General features: G+C 61.7%; 9 protein-coding genes. 5 read left to right on the top strand and 4 right to left on the bottom strand.

Annotated elements, in window-relative coordinates; all coding sequences use genetic code 11:
* Positions 1 to 315: 315 nt before the first annotated feature.
* Positions 316 to 693 carry a nitrite reductase small subunit NirD gene (nirD, locus tag QMX88_RS26410; protein ID WP_282373216.1) on the bottom strand — a complete coding sequence of 126 codons (378 nt, stop codon included), beginning with the start codon at positions 691 to 693 and terminating at the stop codon, positions 316 to 318.
* Positions 690 to 3,251, bottom strand: coding sequence for a nitrite reductase large subunit NirB (gene nirB / locus QMX88_RS26405; RefSeq protein WP_282373215.1), 2,562 nt, complete (start codon positions 3,249 to 3,251; stop codon positions 690 to 692). The genes nirD and nirB overlap by 4 nt, the downstream gene beginning before the upstream one ends.
* A 591-nt stretch (positions 3,252 to 3,842) precedes the next feature.
* Between nirB and QMX88_RS26400 the strand changes: the two genes are divergently transcribed.
* The 5 genes from QMX88_RS26400 (at position 3,843) to QMX88_RS26380 (ending at position 10,365) form a co-directional block, all read left to right on the top strand.
* Positions 3,843 to 7,643 (top strand): bifunctional nitrate reductase/sulfite reductase flavoprotein subunit alpha, encoded by a 3,801-nt coding sequence (locus QMX88_RS26400; protein WP_282373214.1) that lies wholly within the window; start codon positions 3,843 to 3,845, stop codon positions 7,641 to 7,643.
* 192 nt (positions 7,644 to 7,835) lie between these two features.
* A complete protein-coding gene (locus tag QMX88_RS26395) occupies positions 7,836 to 8,624 on the top strand; it encodes an FKBP-type peptidyl-prolyl cis-trans isomerase (RefSeq protein WP_037013885.1) in 789 nt (262 codons plus the stop codon).
* Positions 8,625 to 9,041: 417 nt separating this feature from the next.
* On the top strand, positions 9,042 to 9,491 hold the full coding sequence (locus QMX88_RS26390; protein WP_065986833.1) for a YkvA family protein: 450 nt from the start codon (positions 9,042 to 9,044) through the stop codon (positions 9,489 to 9,491).
* Positions 9,492 to 9,637: 146 nt separating this feature from the next.
* A complete protein-coding gene (locus tag QMX88_RS26385; protein WP_282373213.1) occupies positions 9,638 to 9,994 on the top strand; it encodes a helix-turn-helix domain-containing protein in 357 nt (118 codons plus the stop codon).
* Positions 9,991 to 10,365 carry a hypothetical protein gene (locus tag QMX88_RS26380; RefSeq protein WP_192170934.1) on the top strand — a complete coding sequence of 125 codons (375 nt, stop codon included), beginning with the start codon at positions 9,991 to 9,993 and terminating at the stop codon, positions 10,363 to 10,365. Before QMX88_RS26385 ends, QMX88_RS26380 begins: the two co-directional genes overlap by 4 nt.
* A gap of 484 nt (positions 10,366 to 10,849) precedes the next feature.
* On the opposite strand, the gene QMX88_RS26375 is transcribed toward QMX88_RS26380, so the two are convergent.
* Positions 10,850 to 12,640 (bottom strand): bifunctional diguanylate cyclase/phosphodiesterase, encoded by a 1,791-nt coding sequence (locus tag QMX88_RS26375; RefSeq protein ID WP_282373211.1) that lies wholly within the window; start codon positions 12,638 to 12,640, stop codon positions 10,850 to 10,852.
* A 120-nt stretch (positions 12,641 to 12,760) separates the two neighbouring features.
* Positions 12,761 to 13,008: carboxy terminal-processing peptidase (locus tag QMX88_RS26370; protein ID WP_282373210.1), on the bottom strand; the 248-nt coding region annotated here is incomplete at its 5' end.

Here is a 13,008-nt window from a genome sequence, read left to right as displayed (position 1 = left end):
GGGTGCAGGCTGAACGCAGGTCTCGCGGAGTGGGCCGAGCCGCATGGATGCGGCGAGAGCGCCGTCAGGACATGGATGTCCGTTCGGCGCGGGCCCACGGAGCGAGACCGGAGTGAAGGAACCCCGACGCAGGAGGGGCCCAACCAGGAGCACAAGCCCTTGGTTACTTGGGGCTTTATCAAGTAACTCGCCGAAGGCGAAACAGTCTGCCCCCAGGCAGACGCTTTTGATCTTCGCGGACTAAGCAACGCCGTAGATCCGGGGACAGATTAATTTACGATGAAGCGCTGTAAATAAATCAGTCCCCTGAACGCCTCACCCCACATCTATCTCCACCACATCCCCCACCAGCCGCACCGGCCAGGTCCGCAATCGCAACGCCGCATCCTCCAGACACGTACCGTCCTTGAGTCGGTAATGCTGCTTATATAAAGGCGAAGCGATCACAAGATCCCCGCCCAAACTGCCAATCAACCCCCGCCCAATCACATTCACCCCCGTGACCGGGTCGCGATTGTCCACCGCAAACAAATGCGGCGCACCGCCGACAGACGCCACATAAAACAACGCCACCTGCGCAGTGCCCATCAGCGCAACCACCCCGGAATTCAGCACCAGATCCTCACGCGTACAGACCGCGCGCCACACCTGAGTCTTCGGCAACTCCCTCACTGCTGCATTGGCCTGGCTCATCGTGCAACCTCCACAGCGGCAATCAGATTCAACTCTTCAGCGCGAGCCGGACGACGCTGGCTGCGCTCCTTGACGAAATGAATGTCCGGGTCGGCGCCTTTGTCATTGACGAACGTGCGGAAGCGCTTGAGTTTCTCCGGGCTCTTCAGCGCGTTCGCCCATTCGCATTCATAACGGTCGACCACCAACTGCATCTGCGCCTCCAGCTCGGCGGCGAGCCCCAGGCTGTCGTCGATCACCACCGCTTTCAGAAAATCCAGCCCGCCTTCCAGGGACTCGCGCCAGACCGAGGTCCGCTGCAACTTGTCAGCGGTGCGGATGTAAAACATCAGCACGCGGTCGATGTAACGAATCAGTGTCTCGTCGTCCAGATCGGTGGCGAACAGCTCGGCGTGGCGCGGGCGCATGCCGCCATTGCCGCACACGTACAGGTTCCAGCCGTTCTCCGTGGCAATCACGCCAATGTCCTTGCTCTGTGCTTCGGCGCATTCACGGGTGCAGCCGGACACCGCGAACTTCAGCTTGTGCGGCGAGCGCAGGCCTTTGTAGCGGTCCTCGATGTTGAGCGCCATTTGCACGCTGTCCTGAACGCCGTAACGGCACCAGGTGCTGCCAACGCAGGATTTCACCGTCCGCGTCGATTTGCCGTAGGCATGACCGGTCTCGAAGCCGGCGGCGATAAGCTCGGCCCAGATGTCCGGCAGCTCATGCAACTGCGCGCCGAACAGGTCGATGCGCTGGCCGCCGGTGATCTTGGTGTACAGGTCGTATTTCTTCGCGACAGCGCCGATGGCGATCAGGCCATCCGCAGTGATCTCGCCCGCCGGGATGCGCGGCACCACCGAATACGTGCCGTTCTTCTGCATGTTGGCCATGAACGTATCGTTGGTGTCCTGCAGCGGCACCAGTGACGGGTCCATGATCGGCCGGTTCCAGCACGAGGCGAGGATCGAGCCGACGGTGGGTTTGCAGATGTCGCAACCCAGATGGCCTTTGCCGTGGCGGGCAAGCATCTCGTCGAAGCTTTCGATGTTTTCCACGCGGGCAAAGGCGTACAGCTCCTGCCGGGTAAAGGCGAAGTGCTCGCACAGACTTTTATCGACGGCCACGCCGCGGGCAATGAGTTCGTGCTCGAACACGCTTTTCAGCAGCGCCGTACAGCCGCCGCACCCGGTGGCTGCTTTGGTGCAGGCCTTGAGCCCGGCAAGATCGGTGCAGCCGCCATCGATAGCCGAGCAGATCGAGGCTTTGCTGACGTTGTGGCACGAACAAATAGTCGCCGTGGCGGGCAGGGCATCGGCACCCAATGTCGGCGCGCCGTCGCTGTGGGGCAGGATCAGACTCGATGGATCGGCGGGCAGCTTGATGCCGTTCTGCGCGTATTGCAGCAGGGTGTCGTAATAGCTGTTGTCACCCACCAGCACCGCGCCGAGCACTTTTTTGCCGTCGGCTGACACCACAAGACGGCGATAACTGCCGCTGGCCTCGTCGATAAACCGGTAACTGCGCGCACCCGCCAACGCACCATGGGCATCGCCGATGGAGCCGACATCGACGCCCAGCAGTTTGAGTTTGGTCGACATATCCGCGCCGAAGAACGGCTCGGCGACCTGGCCGCACAACTGCGCCGCGACGTTACGCGCCATTTGATAACCCGGCGCGACGAGGCCAAAAACGCTACCGTTCCAGGCCGCACACTCACCAATGGCGAAAATGTCAGCGTCGCTGGTGCGGCAATGTTCGTCGATGGCGATGCCACCGCGCGGGCCCAGCGTGAGTTCACACTGGCGGGCGAGGGCGTCCTGGGGGCGTATGCCGGCGGAGAAGACGATCAGGTCGGTTTCGAGGAATTCATCGCCGGCGAAATTCATCCTGTAGCGGTACTCCTCACCCGCGCTGATGGATTGCGTCGCGCGAGACAGATGCACGCCAACGCCCAGCGCTTCGATGCGCGCCTTCAGGGCGGCGCCGCCGTGGTCATCCAGCTGCACCGGCATCAAGCGCGGCGCGAATTCCACCACGTGGGCTTCCAGGCCAAGGGACTTCAGCGCGTTGGCCGCTTCCAGTCCCAACAGCCCGCCGCCGACCACCACGCCGCGTTTCGCCTGGCGGGCGGCGGCGCGGATGGTGTCGAGGTCGTCCAGGGTGCGGTAGACCAGCCGCGAATGGCCTTCGGCGCCTTCGATGGGCGGCACGAAAGGGTAGGAACCCGTCGCCAGCACCAGCTTGTCGTAACCAAAGCTGCCCTTGGCGGTGATCACTTCGCGCCGCGCCCGGTCGATTTCCAGCACCGGCACGCCCAGGTGCAGCGCAAGCCCGGTCTGCTCATATAAAGAAGCTGCGCTCATCGCCAGTGACTCGGCGTCGCGACCGCCAAAGTATTCGGACAGGTGCACGCGGTCGTAGGCGCGCTGGCCTTCCCCACCGAACACATGAATACGGTAGCGCTCAAGGGCGCCGGCGGCGATCAACTGCTCGACGCAGTGGTGACCCACCATGCCGTTGCCGATGACGATCAGGGTTTGGACGTCGTTGAGTGGGGCGACTGTGGTGGTCATATCGAGTCCCGGCCAAGGCCAATCAGGTTTTTCGAAAGCAAAAAAAAGGCGCCCGGAACCTCTCGGTTCCAGGCGCCTTTGCCTGTTCTTTATGGGTTGCCGCGCGACCACAGTGTCGACGTCAACCTGGTGAGCCCGATGCCGTGGACGGCTGGCGGTCCGCGTTGACCGGCCAGGGCTGCCAACCGCGTGTTCAGGCTGGACTTGATAAGGGACGTAGCAATGGCTGTGCCAGCGGGGAATATCAAGGCATTGGCCCCGTTTCGTTCCGGCCAGACGCGTACGTTTGACGGGCAGAAGCGTGATCGTAAGCCGATCTCATCACCCTCGAGAGCAGACGGTTCCGGCTCGAAAAGGGTGCGATTTACCCTGGTGCGCCCCACGGTGAAGCTCAGCGTCCATCCATCACATCAGCAAAATCCACTGAAAACCTCCGCAGCACGTCCCTCGGCCACGCTGGCCTGCCGTTTGCAACACCGTGCCCACAGGCAATCAACGCCGATTGCCATATTCACGACAAAGGCGCCGTGTGCTCTCCGTTTTTCAACGGCTGAGAACAGGGCGTCTTTTTTTGCTTTCAGGAAACGGAATATGGCGAGCAACAGCGTAAAGAGCGTGTGTCCTTATTGCGGCGTCGGCTGCGGCATCGTCATGCAGGTCGAGGACAACCGGGTCATCAAGGTGGTTGGCGACAAGACCCACCCGAGCAATTTCGGCCGCCTGTGCACCAAAGGCACTACCTGTGGCCAGGCGATTGCCGAGTCCGGGCGGATGGCGTCGGCGTACATCCGCCATCAGCGCAGCCACGAGCCGGTGCGCGCGGAAATGGACGCCGCGATCAGCGAAACCGCCCGGCGCTTGCGTGGGATTCTGGATCGCGAAGGGCCCGGCGCACTGGCGTTTTATGTCTCGGGCCAGATGTCTCTGGAGGCGCAATACCTGGCCAACAAACTCGCCAAGGGCTTCGTGGGCACGGCCAATATCGAGTCCAACTCGCGGCTGTGCATGGCCAGCGCGGGCAGTGGCTACAAGCTGTCGTTGGGCGCGGACGGGCCGCCGGGCTCTTACGATGACTTTGACAAAGCCGACCTGTTTTTCGTGATTGGCGCCAACATGGCTGACTGTCACCCGATCCTGTTCCTGCGCATGATGGACCGGGTCAAGGCCGGGGCGAAGCTGATCGTCGTCGACCCCCGGCGCAGCGCCACCGCCGACAAGGCCGGGCTGTTCCTGCAAATCAAACCGGGTACTGACCTCGCGCTGCTCAATGGCCTGTTGCACTTGCTGGCGGAGAACGGCGACACCGACGCCGATTTCATCGCCTCGTTCACCCAGGGCTGGGACGTCATGCCCGAGTTCCTCGCCGAGTACACGCCGGCTTACGTCGCGCAGGTCACCGGCCTGGCCGAAGCCGACATTCGTCAGGCGGCGCGGATGATCGGCGCGGCGCAGGAGTGGATGAGTTGCTGGACCATGGGCCTGAACCAGAGCACCCACGGCACCTGGAACACCAACGCGCTGTGCAACCTGCATCTGGCGACCGGGGCAATTTGTCGGCCCGGCAGCGGTCCGTTTTCCCTGACCGGCCAGCCGAATGCCATGGGCGGAAGGGAAATGGGCTACATGGGCCCCGGACTTCCCGGACAGCGCTCGGTGTTGGTGGACGCCGACCGCCGCTTCATCGAAGACCTATGGAACATCCCGCACGGCAGCATCCCGCACCAGCCCGGCGGCGGCACCATCGACCTGTTCGAACAAATGCGCGACGGCGTGATCAAGGCCTGCTGGATCATCTGCACCAACCCGGTCGCCAGCGTCGCCAACCGCACCACAGTCATCGACGCCCTGAAGACCGCCGAGCTGGTCATCACCCAGGACGCCTTCCTCGACACCGAGACCAATCGCTATGCCGACATCCTGTTGCCGGGCGCGCTCTGGGCCGAGGCGGAAGGGGTGATGATCAACTCCGAACGCACGCTCAACCTGACGCAAAAAGCCGTCGATGCACCAGGCCAGGCCTTGCCGGACTGGCAGATCATCGCCAGGGTGGCCTGTGAAATGGGCTTCACCGACGCCTTCAGTTACGCCTCGGCGGAGGAGGTGTTCGAAGAAATCAAACAGGCGTGGAATCCGGCCACGGGCTACGACATTCGCGGCGCCAGCTATGCGCGGCTGAGGGATCAACCGGTGCAGTGGCCGTGCGCGCCCGATGACGAGCACACACGCAACCCGATCCGTTACCTGAGCGATACCGACGCACGACCCGTTGAGGCAGCGACACGTCCTGCGATCCTTTTTCCCACCGCAACCGGCAAGGCGGTATTTTTCCCACGCCCGCACATGGCGCCGGCTGAACTGCCCAACGACGCATTTCCCATGGTGCTCAACACCGGCCGCCTGCAACACCAATGGCACACGCTCACCAAGACCGGGAAAGTGCCGACATTGAACGCGCTGAACGCGCGGCCGTTCGTCGAGCTGCACCCCGACGATGCCCTTGCGCTGGGCATCCGCGAAGGCGATGGCGTCGAGATCCGTTCCGCACGGGGGCTGGCGGTGTTGCCTGCGCTGATCAGCGACCGTGTGCTCCCGGGCAACTGCTTCGCGCCCTTTCACTGGAATGACGTGTACGGCGAACAGCTGGCGATTAACGCGGTAACCAACGACGCCGTTGACCCGATCTCCCGACAGCCCGAATTCAAGTGCTGTGCGGTCGCCTTGCGCAAGGTCGAGCTGATTGGGCATCGCTTTCTCGATTTGCCCCAAGCCGAGAACGTGACGCAAACAGCGTCCGACCAGGTGCCGCTGTTGACGCTGCTCTGGGCATCCCAAACCGGGAATGCCGAAGCGTTGGCCCGGCAGTTCGGCGACCGGTTGAAGACTGCCGGTGTGCCGGTTCAAGTGGCGGCGATGGACAGTTTCCCCTCCGAGCGTCTGGACCAGTTGCAGAACGTCGCGCTGATCAGCAGCACCTTCGGCGACGGCGAATCCCCCGACAACGGGCAACAATTCTGGCAGTCACTGGCTGCCCGGCAAGCGCCTCTGGCGTCGCTGCGCTACGCCGTGCTGGCGCTCGGTGATTCAAGTTACGACCGCTTTTGCCAGCACGGCAAGAACCTCGACCAGCGCCTGCAACACTTAGGCGCTTCACCGCTGATCGCCAGAGTCGAGTGCGACGGCGAATACCAGGCCCACGCAGACAACTGGTTCACAGGGTTGCAGCAGGCCCTATCGCTGAATCTTCCTATTCCTTCAATCGTCGACAACGCAACGGTTTTTGGGAATCAACCGTCACGGACGCAGCCCCATCACGCGCGTTTGTCCCTCAATCGGCGGCTGAACGCAGACGGTGCTGCCAAGGACACGCGGCAACTGGCGCTGACCCTGGAAGGCTCGGGCATGACCTATGAAGCCGGCGACGCCTTGGGGGTCTGGCCGCGCAATTGCCCCGAGCTAGTCGATGAATTGATCAAGCTCACGGGACTGAACGCCGAGCAATCGGTGCGTGGCGTGAAGACGACCGACGTGCCGCTGCGTCAGGCGCTGGCCGAGCAATTCGAGATAGCACGACCGAGCGCGGACACCCTGGCATTCATCGCCGAGCGCAACGGCAGCAATGACCTGAAAACACTCCTGACCGAGCCGTTCAAGAGCGAGCTGAAGGACTGGCTGTGGGGCCGGCAGTTGGCCGACGTGTTGCGCGAGTTTCCCATCGCCTGCTCTGCGGAGGAGTGGCTTGACCACCTCAAACCGCTGCAGCCACGGCTTTATTCCATCGCGTCGAGCGCCAAGGCGCATCCCGATGAAGTTCACCTGACGGTTTCCGCCGTGCGCTACGGCCCGCGCAAAGGCGTGTCGTCGACGTTTTTGGCGGATCGGGCGGGGGAGTGCGAGGTGCCCATTTTCCTGCAACCCACGCGGCATTTTCGCCCGCCCCTCGATGGCGATGTGCCGATGATCATGATCGGCCCAGGCACCGGGGTGGCGCCGTTTCGGGCGTTTCTGCAGGAGCGGCGCGCCCGCGGCGATCGGGGCCGTAACTGGCTGTTCTTCGGCGAGCAGCATCAGGCCACCGACTTTTACTACCGCTATGAGCTGCAAGGCATGCAGCAGGACGGCCTGCTGACCCGGCTGAGCCTGGCGTTTTCCCGGGATCAGGCAGAGAAGATCTACGTCCAGCAGCGCATACAGGAACAGGGCGCCGAACTCTGGCGCTGGCTGGAGGAGGGCGCGCACCTGTATATCTGCGGCGATGCCTCGCGGATGGCGCGGGATGTCGATCAGGCGCTGCGTCGTGTGATCAGCGAACAAGGCGGCATGAGCCTGGAAAAAGCCGCCGAACAGTTGCGCTATCTGACCGAGCAAAAGCGCTATATGCGGGACGTGTATTAGCCGCGTTCGCTCACCCTGTGGCTGGCCGCTGAACCCCAACTGAACGGATTTCTCGATCAAACAAGAAAACCTTTGGATACCTGAACTTATCTGCCTTTTCTCCCTCTCATGCCGGTAGCCATTGATCGCGGCAGCCTGATAAGCTCGCGGCTTTACTCGTTTGCCCTATTGGCGCATGAACAAGGAAACAGAATGAAACAGCATCGGTTGGCAGCGGCGATTGCCCTGGTCGGTCTGGTACTCGCGGGCTGTGACAAGCAAGCCAGCACCGTTGAGCTGAAAACCCCGGCCCAGAAAGCCTCTTACGGTATCGGCCTGAACATGGGCAAAAGCCTGGCTCAGGAAGGCATGGACGATCTGGATTCCAAAGCGGTAGCGCTGGGTATCGAAGACGCCGTTGGCAAGAAAGAGCAGAAGCTCAAAGACGAAGAGTTGGTTGCAGCGTTTGGCGACCTGCAAAAGCGCGCTGAAGAGCGCATGGCCAAGATGAGCGAAGAGTCGGCAGCCGCCGGCAAGAAGTTCCTCGAAGAAAACGGCAAGCGCAAGGAAGTCACCACCACTGCCTCCGGCCTGCAGTACGAAATCATCAAGAAAGCCGACGGTCCAGTACCGAAGCCGACTGATGTCGTGACCGTTCACTACGAAGGCAAGCTGACTGACGGCAAAGTGTTCGACAGCTCCGTTGAACGCGGCAGCCCGATCGATCTGCCGGTGAGCGGCGTGATCCCGGGTTGGGTCGAAGGTCTGCAGCTGATGCACGTTGGCGAGAAGGTCAAACTCTACATCCCTAGCGAATTGGCCTACGGCGCACAAAGCCCTAGCCCAACCATCCCGGCAAACTCGGTTCTGGTCTTCGACCTGGAACTGCTGGGCATCAAGGACCCTGCAGCTGCAGGCGCCAATGATGCCGCTGCCGGCGCTGATGAAGAAGAAGAGGCTGCCCCGGCCGCTGAACCGGCCAAGCCAGCCGCCAAGAAGTAATCGTTCGAAAGACCGATTACCGCTTGAAAGAAATGCCCCGTCTCGACGGGGCATTTTCATTTCCAGGCCGATTTGATCGAACCGGCTTGAGCGGGCAGAGTCCCATGTCGGTCAGTCAACGGGCGTTAAGCCGGGATTTGTCGGAGGCTGCGCGTTGTTCGTTGGGCTTTGGCTAGCGCCGCAGGTTCGGTGAGTCAACGGTTTTTTGCGGGTTTTTATGTGTGTAAAAAACGCGCGATTTAACTGCGGACCCATTAGAACGGGCGTTCCGGCCCCGAAAAACGGGTCTGTTCACAAGGTTATCCACAATTTGTGTGGATAACCTTCAGGTGCGGAATCGGCGTACGCGTCGGTAGGCTGCCGCGACACACGCAGTAAGCCAGCAAGTCGATTTTTATCGGTAATCGTGGAGTAGATATGAAAGCACCCTGGAATCTCATTCGTTATCTGCCCATGGCCAAGCGCTTGATGGCGGCAGGTCGCTTGCCCGCATTGCTGTTTGCCGTTGCCGGCAAAACGGCCAGTGAGGGCGGTCGGCTGGGCAAGATCAAAGACGATTTGAAACTGCTTCAGGCGTTGTGCCTGGCCTACTGGCGCGGGGAATATCGCGCCATCAGCGGTAAGGCGATTCTTTCGATCGTGGCCGGCCTGATGTATTTCCTCAGCCCGCTGGATGCGATTCCCGACTGGATTCCGGGTCTGGGGATGCTGGACGACATCGCCGTGCTGGCGTGGGTGATGAAACACCTCGAGGCCGAGCTCAGCGCGTTCCGTGCCTGGCGCGAATTGCAGAACCCCGAAAAGCTCGCGGTGGTTGAGCGTCTGCCGGCGACGCCTGTGTTGCTTGAGCACGAGAAGAAGATCTGACAGCGGGTTTATGTGGGTGATTACTGTCGCCGTCCGCGATCCGTTGACTCCGCATACGCCAGTCGTCTCCCACCGCTGGTAAGATGCCGCCATACTTAGAAAAAGACTACGTAAAGGCGTGGTTTGTCCTACAGAGGGGGGGTGGTATGGATCTTCAGGTTATCTCGCGCGATGGAGAGCCGGAATATGCGGTGCTGCCATGGGCGCAGTATCAGGCCCTGTTGCGGGCCGCGGGTGTTGTATCCATGCCTGCGTCCGCGGCGGCGGCTCATACTGAGGCCTCTGGCGGCCAGCCCTCCAGCGCAACTGATCTTCCTTCGTTCGATCAGCTAGGTGCATTACGCCAAGCGAAGGGCCTGGAAGTGGCGCAACTGGCGCGCACGGTCGGCATCAGCCCCTCTTACCTGGACCTGATTGAAAGCGGCGCCCGTGAGCCGGACGCGGCCATTCGCCGGAGTCTGGCGTGGGAGCTGGGTGTTGCGGGCTGGCGGGGTGAGGCATGAGCGTGCGCATCAGTCGCCAGCATTGGGACGGATTGCTCGCCGAACTGGACCTTGCCCGTCGCCAGCGTCATCTGGTGACCTATCGCGCGTTGCTGGAGCGCTTGCAGTTACCCACTCCCGCCATGCAAACCCTGACCGCCGCTTTGGAACACCTCGCCGCCCTCGACGCCCGCGCCGAGCAGCCGTTGCGCAGTTCGTTGGTGATCAGTCAGGGCGCCAGCCGACTGCCCCGCACCGGGTTCTTTGAATGCGTCGAGCGTTTGGGCCGATTCTCAGGCCCTTCGGACGGCGTCGCCGCTGCCTCCTGGCACGCCTCGGAAGTGGCCCGAGTGTTTGAGTTCGAGTACCCGCAGCCGGTGAAGCCGGAGTAGAGCAGGCGTCTGATTCCCGGTTCGCCGGCCTATCGCCTTCGCGAGCAAGCTCGCTCCCACAGGATCTGTGTCGCACTTGGTATTTCAGACTGATCTCGGACCTGTGGGAATGATCCGCCCACCCTCGGGTTTCCGGGCTGAACGCGGGCCGGTGGGAGTGAGCTTGCTCACGATGAGGCCGTTACATCCACCGAATATTCAGCGGCTGAAATGCAGTCTTCGCGAGCAAGCTCGCTCCCACAGGATCTGTGTCGCACTTGGTATTTCAGACTGATCTCGGACCTGTGGGAATGATCCGCCCACCCTCGGGTTTCCGGGCTGAACGCGGGCCTGTGGGAGTGAGCTTGCTCACGAAGAGGCCGGGACATCCACCGAATATTCAGCGGCTGAAATGCAGTCTTCGCGAGCAAGCTCGCTCCGACAGGATCAGTGTCGAACCCGGGATTCGAGATTGCCCCCAAACCCCTCCTGTAATGCCGGCATCTCACCCCAATACCGCCTGATTCAACGTCGCCATCACCTCCGCCTCCAGCGTATCGATCACATGCACACTCGCGCCGATTACGTCTTTGGCGTGGTGTTTGGCCTGGGAAGCCAGTTCAGCAAGCTGGCTGGCGTCCAGCGTGGTGCAGACTTCCGGATGCAGATGCACAACGCCGATGGACAGCGACAGCAGCGGAAATTCCTGACGGTGGCCTTGCCGGTTGAGCGCCACGAAGCAGCCCGCCTCCAGGTGCTCGGCACGGTAGAAGCGTCGGCACTGGTTCTGGAAATCCTCCAGCAGCATGTTCAGGCGTTTGCGCCAGTCGTCCGAGCCCAGCACCATCAGGAAATCATCGCCGCCGATGTGGCCGACGAAGTCGCGACTCGGGTCAATCCGGTCGTTGAGGCATTGCGCCAGACACAGCAGAACCTCGTCGCCGCGCCCGTAGCCATAGATGTCGTTGAAGGGTTTGAAGCTGTCGATGTCCACGTAGCAGATCATCGACTCGCGGCCCTGCTGCAACAGCCGGGTCAGGCACTGCTGGATCGGTACATTGCCTGGCAGCAGGGTCAGCGGATTCGCGTAGCGCGCCTGCTGGATCTTCAGTTCCGTAATCAGTTTCAGCACATCGATGACCCGACCCAGCCCAAGGTAGGCGCCGTTCTGCATGATGATGAAATCTTCTTCGATGCGTTGCCGCGCGCGGCTGGTGATGAGTCGGCTCACCTGCTGCAGCGACTGGCTCAGCTCGACGGCAAGAAAGTCGTCGCTCATCAGGCGACTGATGGGCTTACGCGCGTACAGTTCGGTGGCGAAGGGCTTGAGCAGCACGTCCGACAGCGAGTGACGGTGGACGATGCCGATCGGCTGATGCTGCTCATCCAGCACTGCCAGCGAGTTGAGATTGGCCTGCTTGCGGAATGCTTCGAGCACGGTCGCCGTGGGCGTGGTCTGCACCACTGCCGGGTGTTCGTTGAGCAGGGCGCTGAGGTCGCTGGTTTCCTCAACAAAAGTCGCGGCGGCAGGGTCGATTTTCGGCAGCAGCGCACGGGCGTCACGGGGCGGAAACTCCTGGGGCCGGCACAGCAAATAGCCCTGAACCAGCTCGACGCCCATGTCGATCAAGACCGCCAGCTCTTCCTGCAACTCGATGCCTTCAGCGATCACCAGCGCCCGCGACGCCTTGGCCATCTGCAGCATCGAGCCGACGAACTCGCGCTTGACCGCGTCCTGATGAATACCGTCGATGAAATGCCGGTCGATCTTCACGTAATCCGGCCGCAACTCGGACCACAGCCGCAGGCTTGAATACCCCGCGCCCAGGTCATCGAGGGCGATGGAAAAACCCATGTCCCGATAGTGATAAAGCGCGTTGTACAACAGGCCGAAGTCATCCGTCGGCGTCTGCTCGGTTAGCTCGATGACCACGCGGCTCGGCGGGATTCCGTAGCGCTGCAACAGCTGCAAGGTCCGGCCCGGCGGGTGCGAGGGTTCCAGCAGGGACTCCGGCGAGATATTCAGAAACAGCTTGCCCTCCAGTTGCTGCTGGCTGAAGCGCCGACAGGCCGACTCGCGGCAGGCCAGTTCCAGCTCACTCAGGCGCCCGGCCTGGCGGGCCACGGCAAACAGACTGAGAGGGGAATGCAGCGCGCTGTTGGAAGGGCCGCGAGTCAGGGCTTCGTAGCCGAGAATGCGCCGATCCGATAGCGACACAATCGGTTGGAACAGGCTGTGCAAGTCGCCGTGAGTCAGGATCGAACTCAGAGCGCTCAGCTGTTCAGTCACGGTCATGGCAATCTCGGGGCAAGAAAAAGGGGCTGGACGCCTGTGGCGTCGAGCCCCGCTATTTCACGACAGCTTCATGACTATTTGATGACGATTTGCCATCATTTCGTCACGTTTCATGCTGTTTTACTTTTTCGCCACCGAGCCGCTCAATCCCAGATAATCGAGCAAGATGCGCCCGGTTTCAGCCAGATAGGCGTCATCCTCAGGTTTGGTCTTGTCGTCATCCGAAGGCAGCGCGTCTTCGTCTTCTTTCTTCAGCTCCTTCAGCGGTTCTTCGCCTTTGGCCTTGCGACGCACGTTCTCCATCGCCAGCTGCTGGCTCTCGATGTCGGCGTGTTGCTTGCGGCGTTCGGCTTCGTTGAGGCTGACGG

The sequence above is a fragment of the Pseudomonas sp. PS02290 genome, assembly GCF_029960075.1.
GTDB lineage: Bacteria > Pseudomonadota > Gammaproteobacteria > Pseudomonadales > Pseudomonadaceae > Aquipseudomonas.
The sequence above is the reverse complement of the archived record's forward strand: the minus strand, read 5'-3'. Positions and strand labels throughout refer to the sequence as shown.